The sequence below is a fragment of the Listeria cossartiae subsp. cossartiae genome (assembly GCF_014224155.1).
Taxonomy (GTDB): Bacteria; Bacillota; Bacilli; order Lactobacillales; family Listeriaceae; genus Listeria; species Listeria cossartiae.
Genome location: NZ_JAASUI010000001.1, coordinates 1,003,019 through 1,024,169, shown reverse-complemented (window position 1 = coordinate 1,024,169; position 21,151 = coordinate 1,003,019). Strand labels below are relative to the sequence as shown.

17 protein-coding genes are annotated in these 21,151 nt (G+C 38.7%); 1 reads left to right on the top strand and 16 read right to left on the bottom strand.

Annotation, left to right across the window (positions count from 1 at the left end; translation table 11 throughout):
* Positions 1–106: 106 nt before the first annotated feature.
* From HCJ30_RS05280 to HCJ30_RS05255, 6 genes are all read right to left on the bottom strand, one after another.
* Positions 107–1,882 (bottom strand): LapB repeat-containing protein, encoded by a 1,776-nt coding sequence (locus HCJ30_RS05280; protein ID WP_185391251.1) that lies wholly within the window; start codon positions 1,880–1,882, stop codon positions 107–109.
* A 355-nt stretch (positions 1,883–2,237) separates the two neighbouring features.
* Positions 2,238–4,067, bottom strand: a complete 1,830-nt coding sequence (locus HCJ30_RS05275; RefSeq protein ID WP_185391250.1) for a LapB repeat-containing protein — start codon at positions 4,065–4,067, stop codon at positions 2,238–2,240.
* A 333-nt stretch (positions 4,068–4,400) separates the two neighbouring features.
* Complete coding sequence (locus tag HCJ30_RS05270) at positions 4,401–4,868, bottom strand: S-ribosylhomocysteine lyase (protein WP_185391249.1); 468 nt, start codon at positions 4,866–4,868, stop codon at positions 4,401–4,403.
* Between the two features lie 81 nt (positions 4,869–4,949).
* Positions 4,950–7,409, bottom strand: coding sequence for a DNA topoisomerase IV subunit A (parC, locus tag HCJ30_RS05265; RefSeq protein WP_185391248.1), 2,460 nt, complete (start codon positions 7,407–7,409; stop codon positions 4,950–4,952).
* Complete coding sequence (parE, locus tag HCJ30_RS05260) at positions 7,406–9,373, bottom strand: DNA topoisomerase IV subunit B (protein WP_070294119.1); 1,968 nt, start codon at positions 9,371–9,373, stop codon at positions 7,406–7,408. Before parE ends, parC begins: the two co-directional genes overlap by 4 nt.
* Before the next feature lie 180 nt (positions 9,374–9,553).
* Positions 9,554–9,961: a CoA-binding protein gene (locus tag HCJ30_RS05255; protein ID WP_185391247.1), complete on the bottom strand. Its 408-nt coding sequence runs from the start codon at positions 9,959–9,961 to the stop codon at positions 9,554–9,556.
* A gap of 157 nt (positions 9,962–10,118) precedes the next feature.
* On the opposite strand from HCJ30_RS05255, the gene plsY reads away from it, so the two are divergent.
* Positions 10,119–10,715 (top strand): glycerol-3-phosphate 1-O-acyltransferase PlsY, encoded by a 597-nt coding sequence (plsY, locus tag HCJ30_RS05250; RefSeq protein WP_185391246.1) that lies wholly within the window; start codon positions 10,119–10,121, stop codon positions 10,713–10,715.
* Between the two features lie 41 nt (positions 10,716–10,756).
* On the opposite strand, the gene HCJ30_RS05245 is transcribed toward plsY, so the two are convergent.
* From HCJ30_RS05245 to dprA, 10 genes are all read right to left on the bottom strand, one after another.
* A complete protein-coding gene (locus HCJ30_RS05245; RefSeq protein ID WP_185391245.1) occupies positions 10,757–11,629 on the bottom strand; it encodes an aldose 1-epimerase family protein in 873 nt (290 codons plus the stop codon).
* Positions 11,630–11,631: 2 nt separating this feature from the next.
* Positions 11,632–11,943: a hypothetical protein gene (locus HCJ30_RS05240; protein ID WP_008947661.1), complete on the bottom strand. Its 312-nt coding sequence runs from the start codon at positions 11,941–11,943 to the stop codon at positions 11,632–11,634.
* Between the two features lie 22 nt (positions 11,944–11,965).
* Positions 11,966–12,385: an acyl-CoA thioesterase gene (locus HCJ30_RS05235; protein ID WP_185391244.1), complete on the bottom strand. Its 420-nt coding sequence runs from the start codon at positions 12,383–12,385 to the stop codon at positions 11,966–11,968.
* 102 nt (positions 12,386–12,487) lie between these two features.
* Positions 12,488–13,267, bottom strand: a complete 780-nt coding sequence (codY, locus tag HCJ30_RS05230; RefSeq protein ID WP_003726695.1) for a GTP-sensing pleiotropic transcriptional regulator CodY — start codon at positions 13,265–13,267, stop codon at positions 12,488–12,490.
* A 20-nt stretch (positions 13,268–13,287) separates the two neighbouring features.
* Positions 13,288–14,697 (bottom strand): ATP-dependent protease ATPase subunit HslU, encoded by a 1,410-nt coding sequence (gene hslU, locus HCJ30_RS05225; RefSeq protein WP_185391243.1) that lies wholly within the window; start codon positions 14,695–14,697, stop codon positions 13,288–13,290.
* 13 nt (positions 14,698–14,710) lie between these two features.
* A complete protein-coding gene (gene hslV / locus HCJ30_RS05220; protein WP_003724001.1) occupies positions 14,711–15,250 on the bottom strand; it encodes an ATP-dependent protease subunit HslV in 540 nt (179 codons plus the stop codon).
* A 20-nt stretch (positions 15,251–15,270) separates the two neighbouring features.
* The gene (gene xerC, locus HCJ30_RS05215) at positions 15,271–16,173 is read right to left on the bottom strand and encodes a tyrosine recombinase XerC (RefSeq protein ID WP_185391242.1); all 903 of its coding nucleotides are present in this window, start codon (positions 16,171–16,173) and stop codon (positions 15,271–15,273) included.
* A 274-nt stretch (positions 16,174–16,447) separates the two neighbouring features.
* A complete protein-coding gene (trmFO, locus tag HCJ30_RS05210) occupies positions 16,448–17,752 on the bottom strand; it encodes an FADH(2)-oxidizing methylenetetrahydrofolate--tRNA-(uracil(54)-C(5))-methyltransferase TrmFO (protein ID WP_185391241.1) in 1,305 nt (434 codons plus the stop codon).
* A 62-nt stretch (positions 17,753–17,814) separates the two neighbouring features.
* Positions 17,815–19,893, bottom strand: a complete 2,079-nt coding sequence (gene topA, locus HCJ30_RS05205) for a type I DNA topoisomerase (RefSeq protein ID WP_185391240.1) — start codon at positions 19,891–19,893, stop codon at positions 17,815–17,817.
* 271 nt (positions 19,894–20,164) lie between these two features.
* Complete coding sequence (gene dprA, locus HCJ30_RS05200) at positions 20,165–21,025, bottom strand: DNA-processing protein DprA (protein WP_185391239.1); 861 nt, start codon at positions 21,023–21,025, stop codon at positions 20,165–20,167.
* Positions 21,026–21,151: the final 126 nt, after the last annotated feature.

Below are 21,151 nucleotides of genomic sequence, written 5' to 3'. Positions count from 1 at the left end.
AAAGCAATATAATTTGTCGGAAATTTGTCAAGATAGATTCATATCTCTTATAAGCACAAAAAAACTATCCGTCCCTCATCGGAAACGAATAGTTTTTTTTGTTTATTTATTTTTTACGAGCAATCATAACACCTAATCCTAAGACTAAGAATCCAACTACTACGCCAGTTGCTGGCAAGGAATCACCTGTTTTTGGTAATTTAATTGTATTCGTTGCTTGTGCTGAGATTGATACTACCGGATCTGCTGGTTTATCTGTTGAATCATCAGATTGGGTAGGTTCCTCAGTTGGGTCTGGTGTCGGATCTGGATCTGGTGTTGGATCTGGATCCGGCGTTGGGTCTGGATCCGGTGTTGGATCTGGATCTGGTATTGGATCTGGTGCTTTTTCAGTCACTTTTACTTTTACGGTAAGCGGATCTGCTTTTTGTACGTCTGATTCAGCTTTTAATGTTACCGTATACTCGCCTACTTTTGTCAAATCTACTGCAGTAGCGAAATCACTAGTAATCGGTGTTTCATCATTTGTTGTTGCTTTAATGTCTGCTAAGAAATCTGCTTCTGTTTTCGATGCATCTAAACCATATGTTACTTCTGGATCAGCTGCGATAACTGTTTTTTCAATAATAGTCACTGTAACTTGAGTCGGCTCTGCTTTCACACCTACTGAGTTTTCAGCATTTAATGTTACTGTGTACGTACCAGGTTTCGTAAAATCAACTTTTTCTGCTACATCACTAGTAACTGTCGCGCCATTTGCATCTGCATTAAGATCTGTTAGGAATTTTTCTGGCGTTACTGTTTCACCAGCGATATAAGATACCTTCTCTTCTGAGGTAATACTTACAGAATGATCAACAGTAAAGTCTTGCATACCTGCCCCGCCAATTTCGTATGTTCCTGCTGCAAAGTTAGGTGGTTTTACTACTTGCGTCTTATCAAATGCTGTCCAAAAAGTTAACCTTTCAATCTGGTCAAACTCAGCTGGAGTCACATCTGCTACAATTATACCATCAGGCATCCCTGTTAATCTATCATAAGGAATATCCACATCATTAAATACTACTCTATATGCGGCTACTTTATACATAGGATTAACTGTCGAACCATCATAATTGGTTACATAGGGCGGTGTCATTATGTTAAATGGAACAAACATTGTTTGAGCTTTAGCATTATATTTCAACTTACTACTCTTAATTTCCAATACCTCTGTTGGTATATATTGTGCATTAGCCCTGAAATCAGTAAGATTAGGAAAATTTTCTATACCTCTAAAATCAGACACTCGGCAATTTTCTAAGTTTAAACTTTTAAGACTCGTCAAACTTTGAAGCTCGCTGAAACTAGTGATTCCAGGATTTTTTGGTAAACTAAGGAATTCTAAATTGGGTAAATTATTAATTTTAGCATAAAAGGTATTATCGAGTTTAGCGTCTTCTATTCTAAGTGAATTTAAATTAGTTAGCCCATTTAAATTGGGTAACATGTTTGTAGTGATATCCCTATCATTAAACGTTAAAATCTTCAACTTAGGGAAACTCGCTAAGACATTAAAATTATTCACATTAATGTTGCCTACATCTATTCCTTCCAAGTTAATTGCATATTCTAGGCCTGTTAAGTCTGTTATATTACCTTGTAAACTTATAGCCGTAATACCGGCCATTTGAGCTTCCGTAATATCAGCTGTAGGGGCTTTGTCAAATATTGAAGTGTTTAGTAGTTCTTTTAAAGCTGCATCTGGAATGTTCACAATATCTTGACTTGCTTTTAATCCTACTTGTTCCTCAGCAAAACTGGGTAGAGAAGTTTGAGAAAGAGGTATAAGTACCATCACACTACAAACTCCTATTTTCATAATTTTAGATTTTATTGACATCTTGTGTTGTTCCTCTCTATTATCAAGTTACTTGCTATGAAAAGTCTTTGAAACCGCTAGTCCCAATCAACTCACTAAATTATATCTCTCAAGACTTTAAATTCCAACCACTATTCCGTGAACGTTTTGTGACATTTTGATTGTTTTTAAAATCATTAAAGCTAGTTTAACAGGTGCAGATCGCTAAAAAACTCCTATTTCAGTAGCATTTCAAACTTTTCTACAATATTCATAAAAAATGAAGAAATTGTGACAGCTCATGAAACAATGCTTTCGCAATCTGCTTTTAATATAGGTATAGACTGCCTATTAACCCATCACAGAAAAATTTTATTTATCAGTTTCTATTTTTGACTTATTTTTTACGCGCAATCATAACGCCTAATCCTAAGACTAAGAATCCTACTACTACCCCTGTTGCTGGTAACGAATCACCTGTTTTTGGTAGTTTTATCGTATTGATAGACGCTTGAGCTGAGGCAGATACTTTAGATTTCACTGATTTTTTTGCTAAGCTACCAGATTGACCAGAATTAGCTGGTGATGTTGGTTTTGGATCTGGTGTTGGATCCGGATCAGCTGGTGTTGGTGTTGGATCCGGTGTTGGATCCGGTGTTGGATCCGGCGTTGGATCAGGATCTGGTGTCGGGTCTGGATCTGGTGTTGGGTCCACTGGGTCGACTGGTTTTTCACTGATTTTTACTTTCACAGTAATGGGATCTGCTTTTTGTGCCTCTGATTCAGCATTTAATGTTACGGTATATTCGCCAGCTTTAGCGAAGTCTACTACAGTGGCAAAATCACTTGTAATAGCTGTTTGATCATTGGTCGCAGCTTTAATGTCAGCCAAGAATTCTGCTTCTGTTTTTGCAGTATCAATTTCATACGTTACTTCTGGATCAGCTGTGATGGCTGTTTTTTCAATAATTGTTACGGTTACTTGCATTGGTTCGCTCTTCACGCCGGTTGAATTTTCTGCGTTAAGCGTTACAGTATACGTTCCAGCTTTCGAAAAATCGACTTTTTCGGCAACGTCACTTGTAATAGTCGAACCATTGGCATTTGCTTTAATGTCCGTCAAGAATTTTTCTGGCGTTATTGTTTCTCCCGCGATATACGAGATATTATCTTCCGCTGTAATATTGACTGAATGATCAACGGTAAATTTCCCTATAACTTTAGAATTGCTTATGCCATAGAAGCTAGCTGCTATGTTAGCAGGTACCGTGGCTTTTCTAGCATCAAATAAGGCTGATACAGTAAAGTTCTCAATCTTGTCAAAATCAGCAGGAGCTACACCATTAATAGTAATCCCCTCAGCTGAAGCAGTCATCTTACTTTCAATAACAGCACCAGTACTTAAAGTCACTTCATACTCATAAAGCTTGTTGGAAGGATTTATTTTGGAACCATCAAAATTGGTTAAAGAACTTGGTGTCAACAAGCTAAAAGGAATAAACATTGTTTGCGCTTTTGCATCATAGTTAAGTGTATTACTCTTAACTTCTGTAGTTTCTTGCGCTTCAAATAATTGTTTTCCGCCACCGAAAGATCTTAGTCCAGGGATTTTCTCTACCCCTCTATAATCCGCAATCCGGCAATCTTCCACAATTAAAGTAGTCAGTTTAGTTAAACCTTGTAGCCCGGAAACAGTAGTAATATTCTTATTACCTGACAAATTTAGGAGACCTAGATTGGGAATATTATTAATTTTAGCGTAAATGTTATTGTCTAAGCTTGCATTATTTATACTCAAATTTTCCAAGGTTGTTAAGCTATTTAAATCTGGTATAGAACTTGACGTTATATTGGAACCGCTCATAACCAAACGATTTAGGCTACTTAGTTGCGTTAATACTGCATAGCTACTTGTAGGTATATCGAATATGTTTAACGTATTTAAGTTTTTCGCAAATTCAAGTCCAGTTAAATCCGTAATATTACCGTCCAAACTAAGACCCGTAATAGTCGCCATTTGGGCTTCTGTAATATCAGCTGTGCTTGCTTGGCGCAGGACACTATTCAATTCAGTTTTTAATACTGGATCAGGAATGTTAACAATATTTTGTCCTGTGTCCATTCCTATTTCCTCAGCAGCAAAACTCGGAAAAGAAGTTTGGGAAAGTGGCACAAGTACCATCACACTACAAACTCCGATTTTTATAATTTTGGATTTTATTGACATCTTATGTTGTTCCTCTCTTAAATTAGAATGATTGTCATTGAAAGCCTTTAAGACAGCTAATCGCTTGCCTTAATGATTTAAATTATATACCCGATTTCGGTATATACCAATGGACAAATTGTGAACATTTTAAGGCGAATTAATCCCATAATCAATTAATAATGATTATAAATAAGCAAAACCACTGTATAAGCGGTGTTTCAGCAGTATTCTTCGTACTACTAAAATATCACCAAATGTGTCAGAAATGTGTCTTTTACTGAGAACGCGCTTTCATTATTGAGTATACAAAAAAAGCATCTAGCGCCAAATTTAAGGGCTAGATGCTTTTTCTTATTCGCTAAATACATTTTTCCATTCACTTCTTTTAGCAAGAAATTCTGCTGCAAGTGCTTGTGCGCCTTCTAAACTGTGGCTTGCTGCCCACCCGCATTGAACTTCATTGCATGCTGGAACTTCTGTTGCTTGGGTAACATCTGTTAATGTTGTGGCGATGATTTCTAGAACATCATCGTAGTCACTATGATTTATCAATGACACATAAAATCCTGTTTGGCATCCCATCGGACTAATGTCGACTAATTTATCGGTATGATTTCTTGCAAGTTCTGCCATCAAATGCTCTAAAGAGTGCAGCGCCGGCATTTCCATGTGTTCTTTATTCGGTTGTTTAAAGCGAACATCGTATTTGTAAATCTCATCTCCGTTGATGCCTACTTTGGTTCCCGCAAGTCTTACAAAAGGTGCTTTTACTTTCGTATGATCTAAATTAAAACTTTCTACATTCATTTTTTCTGCCATGCGTATCCCTCCTCTTATTCTTTGTCATTATATCAAAAAAAAGAATCCTTGCATATTTCTATACAAGAACTCTTTTCCAAGTTATTCGTCTTTTGCATCTGTTGTATCTTTAATTTCGGGGATTGCTAACCAGATAGAGGTTGGTTCCCCTTCCATTGTTTCATCTAGTACAAAAGATCCGTTAGAATAGCGATCGGTTATCCGTAGATTAGCAACGTCTATTTCGACTACTTGATCTGTATTTGTTTCGATAAACAGATGGTCATTACTGTCAGCAAGCGTTAAGCCAATGAAGCGATGCGGGTTACTTTTCAGTTCGCGTAACATCAGTAAGCCACGTTTTGCTCTAGAAATTGGTTCAAATTCACTTGCTTTCATTTGTTTAAGTGAACCACGCTGTGTTGCAAGAAGAATATGTTTTTGTTCATTCGGCGTAAGTACTACACCGCCAACAACGATATCTTCTTGTTTTAAGTTAATCGCTTTTACACCGGCTGTTCTTGCACCGGACTCTGGAATTTCAGTAATGGAATAACGAAGACCGTAACCATTTTTGGTTGCTAAGAAAATATCTTCTGTACCATCAATCAAATGAACACTTAACAGCTCATCATCATCTTTTAGCTTGATTGCCATCATTGATTTAGAATAACGCTGCGGTTTGTAATTCGTGATAGCCGATTGCTTGGTCATGCCGTTTTTGGTAACAAATAAAAAGCGTTTTTCTTCTGTAAAGGCTTGAATTGCAATTGCGGAACGAATTTCTTCGCCGGCTGACAAATCACTGGCCAGGTGGCTAACGTGATCTCCAAGGTTTTTCCAGCGAATATCAGGCAACTCATGCACTGGGCGATAAATGAAGTTACCTTTGCTAGTGAATAACAGGAGCGAATCGAGCGAATTCATTTTTTGGATGAAGATGGCATGGTCGGCTTCTTTCATCGCTAGTTCTGCGCCATTGGAAGCGGCATACGAACGTTGGCTTGTGCGTTTTACATAGCCTTCCTTCGTCACAGAAACAATCACATCTTCGTTAGCAACAAGTACTTCCGTGTCGATTTTGATTTCGGTGATTTCTGCTTGCACTTCTGTACGGCGGGCAGTTTTATATTTTTTCTTGATTTCTGCTAGCTCTTCTTTTAGAACAGCAACAAGTTCTGCTTCATCACCTAGAATTTTTTCAAGAACGCTAATTTGTTCTGCTAGGGATTTTGCTTCACTTTGAAGTTCATGTATATCTGTATTCGTTAAACGATAAAGTTGTAAAGATACAATCGCTTCTGCTTGTTTTTCACTGAAATCATATTTTGTTTGTAAGTTTAATTTCGCATCACGTTTGTCTTTCGAGCCACGAATTAATTTAATAACTTCATCTAAAATAGAAAGTGCTTTAATTAATCCTTCTAAAATATGTTGGCGCGCGCGAGCTTTGCGAATATCGTACTCAGAGCGTTTCGTAATAATTTCTTTTTGGTGTTCAATATAAGCGTCAAGCATCGGGATAATCCCCATTAGCTCTGGGCGTTTTCGATTGATCGCAACCATATTGAAATTATAACTCACTTGTAAATCTGTATTTTTGAAAAGGTAGTTCAACACGCCTTCCGCATTGGCATCTTTTTTAAGCTCGACGGCAATGCGTAGTCCAGTGCGGTCCGTTTCATCTCGCACTTCTGAAATACCTTCAATTTTTTTCTCAATACGAAGTTCATCCATGCGTTTTACTAGGTTCGCTTTATTTACTTCATAAGGAATTTCATGGATCGTGATTTGTTTTCTACCACCACGAATATCTTCAATTTCTGTTTTGGAACGAACAACAACGCGCCCTTTACCGGTTTGATATGCTTTACGAATGCCGTCAATCCCTTGAATAATCCCACCTGTTGGGAAATCTGGGCCTTTGACAATTTTCATAATATCATCCGTTGTACAAAGTGGGTTATCTAATCGCTTCATTACAGCCTCAATGATTTCCGTTAAATTGTGCGGCGGAATATCTGTCGCATAACCAGCGGAAATACCTGTAGAACCATTGACTAAAAGGTTCGGAAAACGCGCTGGCAAAACAGTTGGCTCACTAGAAGTATCGTCAAAGTTAGGAATGAAATCGACTGTTTCTTTTTCGATGTCGCGCAGTAATTCAGCTGAAATTGGTGAAAGACGAGCTTCCGTATAACGCATCGCAGCAGGTGGATCCCCGTCGACACTACCGTTATTCCCGTGCATTTCAATCAGCATATTACGTACTTTCCAGTCTTGACTCATCCGCACCATTGCTTCGTAAACGGAAGAGTCACCATGTGGATGGTAGTTACCGATAACGTTTCCGACTGTTTTGGCAGATTTACGGAAACCTTTTTCGGCTGTATTTCCTTCGACATTCATTGCGAATAAAATCCGGCGTTGTACTGGTTTCAGTCCGTCACGAACATCTGGAAGCGCACGTTCTTGAATAATGTATTTACTATATCTACCAAAACGGTCGCCCATAACTTCTTCTAGCGCTAAGTCTTGGATATGTTGTTCTGGATTACTCAAATGTCTTTCGCCTCCTCAACCATCATGTTTTCATTTTCTAAAATATTTTGGCTATCTTCCATAGAAAACTCGACATGCTTTTCAATCCACTGACGTCTAGGTTCTACTTTATCCCCCATCAGTGTTGCCACGCGGCGTTCAGCACGCGCAGAATCGTCCACTCGCACACGAATTAATGTCCGTGTGTCTGGATTCATCGTTGTTTCCCAAAGTTGGTCGGCGTTCATCTCACCAAGACCTTTGTAACGTTGGATCATGTAGCCTTTACCAATTTTTTGGATAGCAGAATCTAATTCTTCGTCTGTCCAAGCGTATTCAATTACTTCTTTTTTCCCGGAACCCCGGCTTACTTTATAAAGTGGTGGTAAGGCAATGAAAACTTTACCAGCTTCAACAAGTGGACGCATGTAACGATAGAAAAATGTCAGAAGTAATACTTGAATGTGCGCGCCATCGGTATCGGCATCGGTCATGATAACTACTTTGTCATAGTTACAATCCTCGACATCGAACTCCGTACCAACCCCTGCGCCAACTGTATGGATAATCGTACTAATTTCTTCATTTTTTAAGATATCTTGTAGTTTGGCTTTTTCGGTATTGATTACTTTTCCTCGAAGTGGCAAAATAGCTTGGAAACGACGGTCACGACCTTGTTTGGCTGAGCCTCCCGCCGAGTCACCTTCGACTAGGTAAAGTTCATTTTTGTTAGGATTGCGTGATTGTGCCGGTGTTAATTTTCCAGAAAGAAGTGTTTCTGAGCGTTTCTTTTTCTTGCCGTTACGTGTTTCTTCGCGGGCTTTTCTAGCAGCTTCTCTGGCTTCGCGGGCTTTAACTGCCTTTTTAACGAGAAGGGAGCTTGTTTCTGGGTTTTCAGCAAGGAAGTAAGCTAAATGTTCCGCTACAACCGCATCAACCGCCTGGCGAGCTTCCTGCGTCCCTAATTTCTCTTTCGTTTGACCTTCGAATTGAAGGATTTTTTCTGGAACACGAATCGAAAGTACTGCCGATAAACCTTCCCGAATATCGCTACCTTCAAGGTTTTTATCTTTTTCTTTTAAAAGATTTACCCGGCGAGCATAGTCATTGAAAATCCGCGTCATCGCAGCTTTCATTCCCGATTCATGAGAGCCAGCCCCGCGAGTTCGAACGTTATTTACGAAGCTCAAGATATTTTCAGAGTAGCCATCATTGAATTGGAACGCCATTTCTACTTCAATGGTCGCATTTTCTCCTTCAAAACTAGCTACTGGATGAAGCACATCTTTGCCTTCATTAATATATTCAACAAAGTTCTTCACACCTTCTTCAAAGTGGAAAGCCTCTGCCATACCTACACGTTCGTCGATTAATTCGATTAACATCCCTTTTAAAAGGAATGCTGATTCTCTTAAACGTTCCGATAATGTTTCATAGTTAAATGAAGTAGTTGGAAAAATCGCTGGATCTGGTTTAAAGCGAATCGTTGTCCCAGTGGCTTTTGATTTTCCGATTTTTTTCAGTGTTCCATCAGGCTTCCCACCATCTTTAAATTTTTGTTGGTAGGTTGCGCCATCACGATTAATTGTTACAACTAACCATTCTGAAAGTGCATTTACAACGGATGAACCAACACCATGGAGTCCACCACTTGTTTTGTAGCCGCCTTCTTGACCGAATTTACCACCGGCATGAAGAACGGTTAAAATAACTTCTACTGTGGGTTTGCCAGTTTTGTGCATCCCAACAGGCATCCCACGACCTTCATCGCTCACGCTAACACTATTGTCTTCATGAAGTGTCACAACAATTTTCTTACCAAAACCTGCAAGGGTCTCATCGACCGAGTTGTCCACTATTTCATATACTAAATGGTGCAGCCCGCGGACATCGGTTGAACCAATATACATCGCTGGACGTTTCCGGACCGCTTCCAGTCCTTCAAGCACCTGAATAGAATCATCATTATAATCATTCCGATTCATATTTCAAAACTCCCTTCATTCCGTCAATCTACAACTATTACGTTGCTATTCGCTTAAAACCACCTTATCAGAATAGCATTAACCAGCTAATTAATAAAGTGATAGTTTGGTGACAAATTCGTTTTCATAAAAAAACAGGCTCTGCTATAAGAACCTGCTTCCTTCAAAAATGGTCATTATTTAATCCATTTCTTGATAAGCAACCTTAATGCAATAATCCATGACAGTAGGATATCCTTTTTCTGTCAAAAAATCAAATGCTTCCTGATTAACAATGCCAAGTTGTGCCCAAAATACATCTGCATCAATTTGGTCAAACGCCTTAGCTATATCAGGTAAAAACTCTGAGCGACGAAAGACATTGACAATATCAACATGTTCCTCGATATCCGTTAAGTTCTTAACAGCTTTTTCGCCAAGAATTTCGTCTGCATTAGGGTTTACTGGAATAATTTTGTATCCAGCTTGCTGCATTATCTGACTCACTCGGTAACTTGTGCGGTCTGGCTTATCACTCAAACCAACGACTGCGATTACTTTTGCCTGCTTTAAAATATGTCGGATTTCTTCTTTTGTTGGATTTTGCATTCGTCTAATCGCCCCCTACTATTCTTTCTAATCATAAGCTATTTTTGCGGTTTTTTCAACTTTTCATTGTGATTTATCCTAACAATTTAGCCAATTCTCTTCATTTTGTGCTATAATTCTTTATGGAAAACAACATTTCTTCTTGAGGGGTTTAAAAATGACAATTAACTTAATTCTGCTTTCTTTATTAGCCTATGTGATTGGTTCGATACCATCTGGTTTATGGATTGGCAAAATTTTCTACAAAAAAGATATTCGCGAGTTCGGTAGTGGTAACTTAGGCGCGACGAATTCGTTCCGGGTGCTTGGAATTAAAGCTGGTAGCATTGTTACCGTGATGGACATTTTAAAAGGGACTGTCGCAACATTACTTCCATATTTTTTCCAGCTAAACGTAGATCATCATTTCTGGCTACTTACTGGAGCATTTGCGATTATCGGCCATAGTTTCCCACTTTTTGCCGGATTCCGCGGCGGAAAAGCGGTTGCTACTTCGGCGGGTGTCATCCTTGCGTATGCGCCACTACTATTTGTAGCTGCTCTAGTCGTCTTCTTAGTTACACTAAAACTTAGCAAATATGTATCGCTTAGCTCAATGATCGGAGCACTGGCAGCATTAATTATTTCTTTTTTCATGGGAGATTGGATTTTAATTATTCTCGTTGCTGGTATCGCGACATTTGTTATTTGGCGCCACCGAGCAAACATTACTCGTATTCGTAACGGCGAAGAACCAAAAATAAAATGGATGTAAGAAAACCCAGAAGATGCATTTCGCTCTTCTGGGTTTTTCCTTTATCCAACTGTAATTGTATATTCCGATGCAAAAACTGCTTCTGGTTCTAGGTGCTCTATCCCTGCTTTATCTCGCAGTTCGACCGATTCCCCAGCACCGTCCGCAATGCCATACCACGGCTCAATACATAAGAAAGGTGTTCCTGTTTTTGCCGTCCAAATTCCTACAAACGGGAATTCAGGGAAGCTTACTTTCACAAAATGTGGCGTTTTATCCGACTTGATTGTCACTTCTTTTTGTTTCAAAGCTTCAAAAATTAGTGCATCGTTTTTAAATAAGTCATAGTTTAGCGGCAAATATCTCGCTGGCTCATCCACGACTTTTTCAATTGCGCCGCTACGATAAGGTCCTTCTAAACAAAGTGTTTCTAAATTCTCTTCTGTTCCAAAGTCTAAATAATAGTCTTCAAACACAGTACCTTCTGTTAGTGGCAAATTAAATGCTGGGTGCGCACCGATGGAAAAATAAATGCGCTTATCGTCTCTGTTTTCTACTTCATAAGAAATAGCGACAGTGTCTTTTTCAAGCGTATAAATAATCGATAATTTAAATTTGTAAGGATAAACGGCGAACGAATCTTCGTCAGCGTCCAGTTCAAAGCGCACCGAATTGTCGGTTTGCTCTATTACTTTAAAATCTCGGTCACGAGCAAAACCATGCTGCCCTAAGTGATACGGCTTGCCATCTACAAAGTAAGTGTCCTCCACTAGTCTTCCAACAGTTGGAAATAAAACTGGTGAATGACGTCCCCAAAATTTGCTATCCGCATTCCACAAATACTCAAGTCCAGTATCTTTGCGCGAAATACGTGTTAATTCAGCGCCGGCTGTTTTCATTTCTACAAGCAATAATTCATTTTCTAGTTTAATCATTGTTATTTCTCCTCCAAATGAAACCGCTCGATTTGTTCAAAGGCTTTTTCTTTCTTTAGTACGACTAATTGCATCTCGCCAAACAAATCATAATGCGGAAAGTTTTTTCGACGGTTATCAATCCAATCTGGCGCTAAACCATATTGTTTTCCCCATTGTTGCAGTTTTTTCAAATCTACACAGGCAACTTTGGTTACAGTTTTCGAATCTGGGAAACGATCATCTAGCCAATAATGCGTAATAATCGCAATCTCCCCACGAGCTGCTTTTTCTTTCCATAATTCCATTTCATCGCGTTTTACACCAAAAGCCATTTTTATCACTACCAGTCTTTTTTTATTCTAAAGCTTTTAGATAGGCTTCATGCCAATTCGGAAATGTTCTTCTTAACGATACAGGGCGAAAATCTTCTTTGGTTACACATACGTGCGCCGTTTCACCTGTAATTGCAACTTCATTCGTATCTTCATAGCAAATTTCATAACCATAAGTAACACGAAGTCCATCATACCCTTTTATCCATGTTTTTACAACTGCCTTCTGTCCGTATCGCAGCGGTTTTCCGTAATGAATGTGCACATCTAACACAGGAGAAAGATACCCTGCTTCTTCCATATCAAAATAGCGAAACCCTAATTTTTCAATTAATCTTGTTCGGCCGATTTCCATCCAAACAAGGTAATTATTATGATAAACAACGCCCATCTGGTCCGTTTCTGCATAGCGTACTTCAATGGTTGTTTCAGCAATTTCCATTCCAAATTCCTCCAGTCACATCTAAATCTTCTTTCTTATTTTACCAAAACAGGCAAAAAAAAGCTCTCTCCGAATATTTTCAGAGAAAGCTTTTTGCTTTTTTTAGTTATTTTTCAATTTTTCTAGTTCTACTAGGAATTTATCATTCAGCACACGGATAAATGTACCTTTCATTCCTAATGAGCGAGAATCAATAACGCCCGCACTTTCTAATTTACGAAGTGCGTTTACGATAACAGAACGTGTAATGCCGACACGGTCCGCGATTTTAGAGGCAACAAGAAGGCCTTCTTTACCATTTAATTCGTCAAAAATATGTTCAATTGCTTCTAGTTCACTATAAGAAAGTGAGCTAATTGCCATTTGTACAACGGCACGGCTACGAGCTTCTTCTTCAATTTCTTCTGCTTTTTCATGTAAGATTTCCATTCCAACAACCGTTCCACCGTACTCAGCTAAAAGCAAATCATCATCAGTGAAATTACTTTCTAAACGAGATAAGATAAGCGTTCCAAGACGTTCTCCGCCGCCAACGATTGGTACGATAGTTGTTAAACCTTTCGTGAATAATTCGCTGTTTTCGATTGGGAAAGCAGTATATTGGCTTGATACTTCTAAGTTAGAAGAAGTTTCGCCTACATTGAAAAGACTTTGAGTATATTCTTCTGGAAATTGGCGTTCTGTCAGCATTTGTTTCATACGATCGTTTTCGATTGGAAGTGCTTCAGAATAACCAAGTAATTTACCTTTACGGCTTACAATATACGTATTTGCTTCAATTACATCAGTAAGTGTATCTGCCATTTCTTTGAAGTTTACTGTTTTTCCTGCAGCGTTTTGTAACATCGCATTAATTTTTCTTGTTTTTTCTAATAAAGTCATTATTAGATCCTCCTAGTATTTTATAAAATAAATTGTGTTAAATCTTTATTCTGCATAATTGGTGCAAGTTTTTCATTAACATAGTTTTCGGTTACTTTAATAGATTCCATATTGATTTCTGGTGCTTCAAATAGTAAATCTTCTAGTAATTTTTCTAAAATGGTATGAAGTCTTCTTGCTCCGATATTATCTGAATCTTGATTAACTTGGAATGCAATCTCAGCAATTCTTTCGACAGCTTCTTTGGTGAAAATCAAGTCAATTCCTTCTGTTTTCAGCAAAGCTTTGTATTGTTTAATTAGCGCATTGTCTGGTTCTGTTAGGATTTTATAGAAGTCTTCTTGCGTTAATTTATCCAGCTCAATTCTAATTGGAAAACGACCTTGAAGCTCTGGAATCAAATCGCTTGGTTTAGACATATGGAAAGCTCCAGCCGCGATGAATAAAATGTACTCCGTGTTGACTGTACCATATTTAGTGGAAATTTGCGACCCCTCCACGATAGGAAGAATGTCTCTTTGGACGCCTTCACGTGAAACTTGCGCATTTCCGCCGCCTTCTTTGCTGGCGATTTTGTCAATTTCATCAATGAAAATCATACCCATTTGTTCCGCACGGTGAATACCTTCCGCAGCAAGTTCATCTGCATCAATTAATTTAGATGCTTCATCTTCAAACAGAATTTTTTTCGCTTCACGAACGGTTACTTTACGTTTTTTCTTTTTCGCTGGGAACATGCCCGAAAGTGCATCTTGCATGCCATTCATTTGGTCCATTCCTGTGCCACGCATCATATCGAACATTGGATTTTGCTGTTCTTTTACTTCAACAGTTACTATTTCATCATCAAGCTCACCATTTTGAAGTCGCCATTCGATTTGGCTTCGTTTATTTTTTAATTCTTGGTCTACTTCTTCCTCAGCAGATTCATCCGGTTGGTTCATACCGCCAAAAAGGGCTTCTAATGGGTTTTGCGATGTTGTTTGCTTTTTCTTTTGGCTTGGTGCTAAAAGTTTAATTAGGCGTTTTTCGGCATTTTTTTCTGCTTTTACGCGAACTAATTGCATTTTTTCTTCTTTAACTAAGCGCACGGATACTTCTACTAAATCGCGAACCATTGATTCCACGTCGCGACCTACATAACCAACTTCGGTAAATTTAGTAGCCTCTACTTTGGAAAAAGGTGCGCGAACAATTTTGGCAATTCGGCGCGCTATTTCTGTTTTACCGACACCAGTTGGTCCAATCATCAGAATGTTTTTCGGAATAATTTCATCACGGATTGATTCATCCATCAGTTGTCTGCGATAGCGATTTCTCAAAGCTACTGCAACTGATTTTTTCGCTCCGGTTTGTCCAATAATATATTGATCCAGTTTTTCGACAATTTGCTTTGGTGTCAACTGGTTCATCAACGTTAGATTTGTCAAATTAACCACTCCTTCAAAGCTCTTCTACTGTAATATGATCATTCGTAAATACACAAATTTCAGAAGCGATTTCTAGTGCATGGCGAGCAATATCTTTTGCTTCCATTTGGCCACCGTTATGTCTTTTCAGTGCTCGTCCAGCTGCCAGCGCATAATTACCACCAGAACCGATTGCTAAAATGCCATCGTCTGGCTCAATTACTTCGCCAGTTCCTGAAACTAAAAGCAGTGTGTCTTTATCCATGACGATTAACATTGCCTCTAACTTCCGTAAAACGCTGTCACTACGCCATTGTTGCGCGAGTTCCACCGATGCTCTTTCTAAGTTACCATTATATTCATTCAATTTCGCTTCGAATTTTTCAAATAATGTAAATGCGTCTGCAACGGAGCCAGCAAATCCGGCAATTACTTTATCATGAAATAGACGGCGAACCTTTTTGGCAGTATGTTTCATTACGACCGATTCTCCAAGCGTTACTTGACCGTCACCAGCCATAGCCGCTTTTCCGTCATGCTGAACCGCAAATATCGTTGTAGCGTGTAATTCCATTTCCTTAACCTCCTCCAAATTTAAGCCCTCGGATGATGTTTCATATAAGTAGACTTTAAATGCTCTTTTGTCACGTGCGTATATATCTGGGTGGATGATAAGCTAGCGTGTCCAAGCAGCTCCTGTACCGTCCGCATATCCGCCCCGTTATTGAGTAAATCTGTTGCAAACGTATGGCGTAACATATGTGGATGAATTTTTCGAGTTAATGAAGCTTTGCTAATTATTTTCGTCAAACAATATCTAATGCCTCGAGTCGTCAGCGGATCACCATAATGGTTCACAAGTAGCGCATCATGCGACTTTTTGTAGCGAGTCATTAGCTCAGTGCGACTCGGTAAATAATCCGTTATCGCATCTTCCGCATATACACCAAATGGCACATAGCGTTCTTTATTCCCTTTTCCGCGAATCAGAATTGCTTGATAAGATGTATCTAAGTCAGGCATGAGTATCCCGGCACACTCACTCACCCGAATCCCAGTACCGTACAATACTTCTAACAGCACCCGGTCCCGCAGTGTAAGCGTTTCATTATCTTCATACACCACTTGAAACAAAGCTTCCATTTCTTCTGAATAGAAAAATTTGGGAAGCCTTAACTGATTTTTCGCATGTGATACATAAGTAAATGGATTTTCAGTAATAACATTCTCTCTTAAAAGAAAAGTGTAAAAACTCCGTAAACTTGAAATTTTCCTAGCTACGGTTGTTCGAGAAAAAGACTTTTGCTTTAATTCTGTTAAATAAATCCGCACATCTAGAAAAGTAACTTGCTGATATGCTTTAATAGCTTGCTCATTTAAGAAGCGACGAAAATCAAGTAAATCATTTTCATAAGCCGTACTTGTGTTGACTGAATAATTTCGTTCTGAGTGAAGATAGTCAAGAAATTGTTGCTCTAACTTTCCCTCTTGTGTCATGCGTATACACCTCTCAAACACTATCATGTTAACATAACAGTACCCTTGTTGCAATGATTTTATCCATTTTTCGCAACTTTTTGAATTAATCTGGATTTACAATCAATTTGGTTATTTTTGTGAAAAAAGCCACATTTATCGCCATGAGTTGTCTAGACCATTCCGCTGAAAGAAAAACTGCCTTTCCACCACTTTCAACTCCCCTAAAAATACCAAAAGCAGTGATCGTGATGAAAAGAACAGCAAAGATTAGTCCTCAATTATTATAGTGTTTTTACAGTTGTTCTGCAACCTTTTTTATTGCATTTAATGCTCTTTCCGCTAATTTTTCGTTACGTTCTTGTTTGGCACGAATTTTAGTTTCTAGCTCTGGAAAAAGACCAAAGTTAACATTCATCGGTTGGAACGATTTTTTACTAGCACTTGTAATGTAATGCGCTAAACTTCCAATCGCTGTTTCAGCTGGGAAAACCACTAATTCCTTCTCTTCCACAAAATTAGCCGCATTAATTCCCGCTGCCAAACCGCTAGCAGCCGACTCGACATAGCCTTCTACACCAGTCATTTGACCTGCAAAAAACAAATCATTGCGTGTTTTTAATTGATAGGTTGGCTCAAGTACAGTTGGTGAGTTGATGAATGTATTGCGGTGCATCACGCCATAACGAACGATTTCAGCATTTTCTAAACCTGGAATCATACCGAAAACGCGTTTTTGCTCGCCCCATTTAAGATGCGTTTGGAATCCTACCATATTATAAAGCGTTCCAGCAGCATCGTCTTGGCGAAGTTGCAATACTGCATATGGTCTTTTTCCTGTTTTCGGATCTTCTAATCCAACTGGTTTCAATGGTCCAAATAGCATCGTTTTAATTCCACGTTTCGCCATTACTTCAATCGGCATACAACCTTCAAAAAATACTTCTTTTTCAAATTCTTTTAAAGCAGCCGTTTCAGCAGTAACTAATGCTTCATAAAATGCGTTAAATTCTTCTTCTGACATCGGGCAATTTAAGTAAGCAGCTTCCCCTTTATCATAACGGGATTTCAAATATACTTTATCCATATCGATGCTATCTTTTTCAATGATTGGTGCCGCTGCATCATAGAAATAAAGGTACTCTTCGCCAGTCAATTGTTTGATTTCTTCTGCTAGCGCAGGACTTGTAAGCGGACCTGTAGCAATAACTGTTGGGCCTTCAGGGATAGTCGTAACTTCCTCTGTATGCACGGTAACAAGTGGGTGGTTTTTCACTTTATCTGTTATGTAGCCAGAAAATTCATGGCGATCAACAGCAAGTGCCCCTCCAGCTGGTACAGATGCTTTATCAGCTGCTTCAATAATAATAGAATCAAGTATCCGCATTTCTTCTTTAATAACGCCTACAGCATTCGTTAGGCCATTAGCGCGTAAGGAATTTGTACATACTAGTTCTGCAAATTTGTCAGTATGGTGCGCCGGGGTTTGTTTGACCGGTCTCATTTCATATAAATCAACTTTTACGCCACGCTTTACTAATTGCCATGTTGCTTCACTTCCAGCTAAACCTGCTCCAATTACATTAACACTCTTTTCCATTTGTCCGCCTCCTCGCGCAACAATGGCAACACAGGAACTTTCCAAGTGCTGCCATTTTCCACTTATTGTTGGGTTGATTCTTTGTAATCACAATTTGTACATTGTACTTGTACGCCTTTTTTCAATTTCTTCTCGACTAATGCTCGTTTACTACATTTCGGGCAAGGTCGTTCTACTGGTTTATCCCATGAAACGTAGTCACAATCTGGATAACGATCACAGCCATAGAAAATTCGTTTTTTCTTGCTCTTTCTTTCTATTACATGCCCTTTCTCACATTTCGGACAAGTAACACCAATTTCTTTGACGATTGCTTTCGTATTACGGCAATCTGGGAATCTACTACAAGCAAGGAACTTACCGTATTTGCCCATTTTATATACCATCGGCGCTCCGCAAAGATCGCAATCAATGCCAGCTGGTTCGTCTTTAATCTCAATTTTTTCCATTTCCGCGTCTGCTTTAATAACATTCGGCTCAAAACGTTTATAAAATTCATCGATTACTTTGACCCACTCAACTTCACCGTGCTCTACTTCATCTAGCTCGCTTTCCATGTTGGCAGTGAACTTCACATCTAAAATCTCTGGGAAATAATCTTCAATCATTTCATTAACAATTTCGCCTAACTCGGTTGGGATAAAACGTTTATTCGTTAAAGAAACATAATTTCTGCGCTGAATTGTATCTAGCGTTGGTGAATAAGTCGATGGACGACCGATACCAATTTCTTCTAATGTTTTTACTAATCTAGCTTCTGTGTAACGTGGAGGTGGCTGAGTGAAATGTTGACGCTGTTCGAGTGATTCGGACTGCACCTTATCTCCTTTTTTCAAATCCGGTAGAATATTTTCTTTTTCTTCCGTATTATCATCGTTACTTTCTACGTAGACTTTCATGAAACCATGGAATTTAATTTTGGAACCATTTGCTCTAAAGTTAACGCCATTATTATCTAAGTCTACACGCATTGTATCAAGAACTGCTGGTGTCATTTGACTAGCGATAAATCGTTCCCAAATCAAGCGATATAAGCGCAGTTGATCGCGCGTTAAATATTCTTTGACTTCTTGTGGGCTTCTCATTGCGCTTGTCGGTCTGATTGCTTCATGGGCATCTTGAGCACCTTTAGCATTTTTATCTGAACGTTTATGATTACGAGAAAATTCAGATCCGTAAGTTGCCTTAATATAATTGCTTGCTTCCAAAATAGCAGAATCCGCGATACGAGTGGAGTCGGTACGCATATACGTAATTAAACCAACCGTTCCTTGTTTACCGAGCGTGATTCCTTCATATAATTGTTGTGCGAGCATCATTGTTTTTCTTGTACGATAATTTAATTTCCGCGCTGCTTCTTGTTGTAAACTGGAAGTAGTAAACGGTGCAGCAGGATTTCTAAGTCTTTCTTTCTTCGTTACATCTGTTACATCGAATGATTTCCCTTTAATTGCAGACATCACTTCTTTAACATCATCTGCTGTAGATAGCTTTTTCTTCTTACCATTCACACCATAAAAATTGGCTTGGAATTTTTTCTTGCCTTTAAGGAAGTTACCGTCAATTGTCCAATACTCTTCTGGTTTGAAATTGTTGATTTCTTTTTCTCTATCAATAATGATTCGTAGTGCGATTGATTGAACGCGGCCAGCACTCAAGCCTTTTTTTACTTTTTTCCATAGAATTGGGCTGATGTTATATCCAACTAAACGGTCCAAAATTCTACGAGCTTGTTGCGCATTAACTAAATCCATATCAATTTTACGGGGTGTTTTAAAAGATTCTTTTACTGCTTCTTTGGTTATTTCGTTAAATACAACACGTAATTTATCTGATTGGTCTAACTCCAGACTGTTGGCAAGATGCCATGCAATTGCTTCCCCTTCGCGATCGGGATCGGCTGCGAGATAGACTTTTTTCGCTTTTTTAGCCGCTTGTTTTAATTCTTTTAAAACAGGACCTTTTCCGCGAATCGTAATATAACGAGGTTCATAGTCATGTTCTGTGTCTACACCCATTTGGCTCTTAGGTAAATCACGAACATGTCCCATGGAAGCTTTAACTTTAAATTTCTTACCTAAATACTTTTCAATCGTTTTTGCTTTTGCAGGTGACTCTACAATCACTAAATAATCTGCCATATCTATATATTCCTCCCTGATTTGGGTCAATACACGGGCTTTACTCGTTGTCCTAATCCTATTACAGTCTTAGCCTCGCGTTCAATAAGTTTTCAATGCTGATTTTTCACATAATTCAGTAGTAAATATTAGCCCTTCCTACTGGGTTTGTCAATGGCTTTTATGAAAAAGTCCATTTTTTGATGTTTTATAACAGCTTTCTTTAGCAAACTTATCTCAAAAAATCAGGAATTGCAAGTCAAATCACTTAAAAATGATAATTTCACTATAATTATGGCTTAATTTGAAAAAATTCTTCTATTATATTGTTCGCATTCATAACTAACTTGGCACCTTCTTGAATTAAATAATTAGTCCCTTTCCAGGTATCGATAAAAATGTTTCCCGGAACCGCAAATACTTGCCTATTTTGTTCTAGTGCCATATCAGCTGTAATCAAGGAACCACTTCGTTCTGCTGCTTCTATTATTACCGTTCCCATCGACAATCCACTAATGATTCGATTTCTCTCTGGAAAGTGCCATCTTCTCGCTTCCTCATCAGGTAAATATTCACTTAAAAGCAAACCGTCTCGCGCAATATCATTGGCAAGTAATTGATTTTTTAGTGGATAGATATTATTGACACCCGAACCGAGCACGGCAATTGTTGCACCACTTTTTTGTAAAGCAGCTTTATGTGCCGTTGTATCGATTCCTACCGCCATTCCGCTAACGATTACTAGCTGATGCTCTGAAAGTTCGCTAGCAATTTGCCTGCATGCTTTCCTTCCATATTCACTCATCTGCCTAGTACCAACAATCGCAATGGCTTGTTTTTGTAGTAAATCTATATTCCCTTTGCAAAATAAAATTGGTGGTGCTTCGTAAATCTCTCTAAGAAGTTCTGGGTAGTGATCGTCTAGAATCCAAACTGGTATAATATCCTCATAAAAAAATGATTCGGCTGTTGCGATTTCACTTAAAACTCGCCCTTTCTTATCCGCACTAAAGAAAGTATTAGCAAATGTTTCGAGTGACATCTCCCACCGGTCTAGCTCTGTTAATTTCCGCCAAATCTCTGCCCTTTTTTTGGCGGAGATGGATTTGCAGGAAGCGATTTTTAGCCATGTATTTCGTTGTTTTAAATCCATTTGTTGCACCTCCCGTGATAGTTATTCCTAGTGTACAAACATTGCCCTTTTTTGTAAAATCACTAAAATTTAGCAAACGGCACAAAAAAACGTATTTTCACGATCGAAAACACGTTTTTTACTAGA

Coding starts and splice junctions, on each gene's coding strand:
- HCJ30_RS05280 (WP_185391251.1), bottom strand. CDS start 1,882: ATGTCAATAAAATCTAAAATTATGAAAATAGGAGTTTGTAGTGTGATG.
- HCJ30_RS05275 (WP_185391250.1), bottom strand. CDS start 4,067: ATGTCAATAAAATCCAAAATTATAAAAATCGGAGTTTGTAGTGTGATG.
- HCJ30_RS05270 (WP_185391249.1), bottom strand. CDS start 4,868: ATGGCAGAAAAAATGAATGTAGAAAGTTTTAATTTAGATCATACGAAA.
- parE (WP_070294119.1), bottom strand. CDS start 9,373: ATGAATCGGAATGATTATAATGATGATTCTATTCAGGTGCTTGAAGGA.
- HCJ30_RS05255 (WP_185391247.1), bottom strand. CDS start 9,961: ATGCAAAATCCAACAAAAGAAGAAATCCGACATATTTTAAAGCAGGCA.
- plsY (WP_185391246.1), top strand. CDS start 10,119: ATGACAATTAACTTAATTCTGCTTTCTTTATTAGCCTATGTGATTGGT.
- HCJ30_RS05245 (WP_185391245.1), bottom strand. CDS start 11,629: ATGATTAAACTAGAAAATGAATTATTGCTTGTAGAAATGAAAACAGCC.
- HCJ30_RS05240 (WP_008947661.1), bottom strand. CDS start 11,943: ATGGCTTTTGGTGTAAAACGCGATGAAATGGAATTATGGAAAGAAAAA.
- HCJ30_RS05235 (WP_185391244.1), bottom strand. CDS start 12,385: ATGGAAATTGCTGAAACAACCATTGAAGTACGCTATGCAGAAACGGAC.
- codY (WP_003726695.1), bottom strand. CDS start 13,267: ATGACTTTATTAGAAAAAACAAGAAAAATTAATGCGATGTTACAAAAC.
- hslV (WP_003724001.1), bottom strand. CDS start 15,250: ATGGAATTACACGCTACAACGATATTTGCGGTTCAGCATGACGGAAAA.
- xerC (WP_185391242.1), bottom strand. CDS start 16,173: ATGACACAAGAGGGAAAGTTAGAGCAACAATTTCTTGACTATCTTCAC.
- trmFO (WP_185391241.1), bottom strand. CDS start 17,752: ATGGAAAAGAGTGTTAATGTAATTGGAGCAGGTTTAGCTGGAAGTGAA.
- topA (WP_185391240.1), bottom strand. CDS start 19,893: ATGGCAGATTATTTAGTGATTGTAGAGTCACCTGCAAAAGCAAAAACG.
- dprA (WP_185391239.1), bottom strand. CDS start 21,025: ATGGATTTAAAACAACGAAATACATGGCTAAAAATCGCTTCCTGCAAA.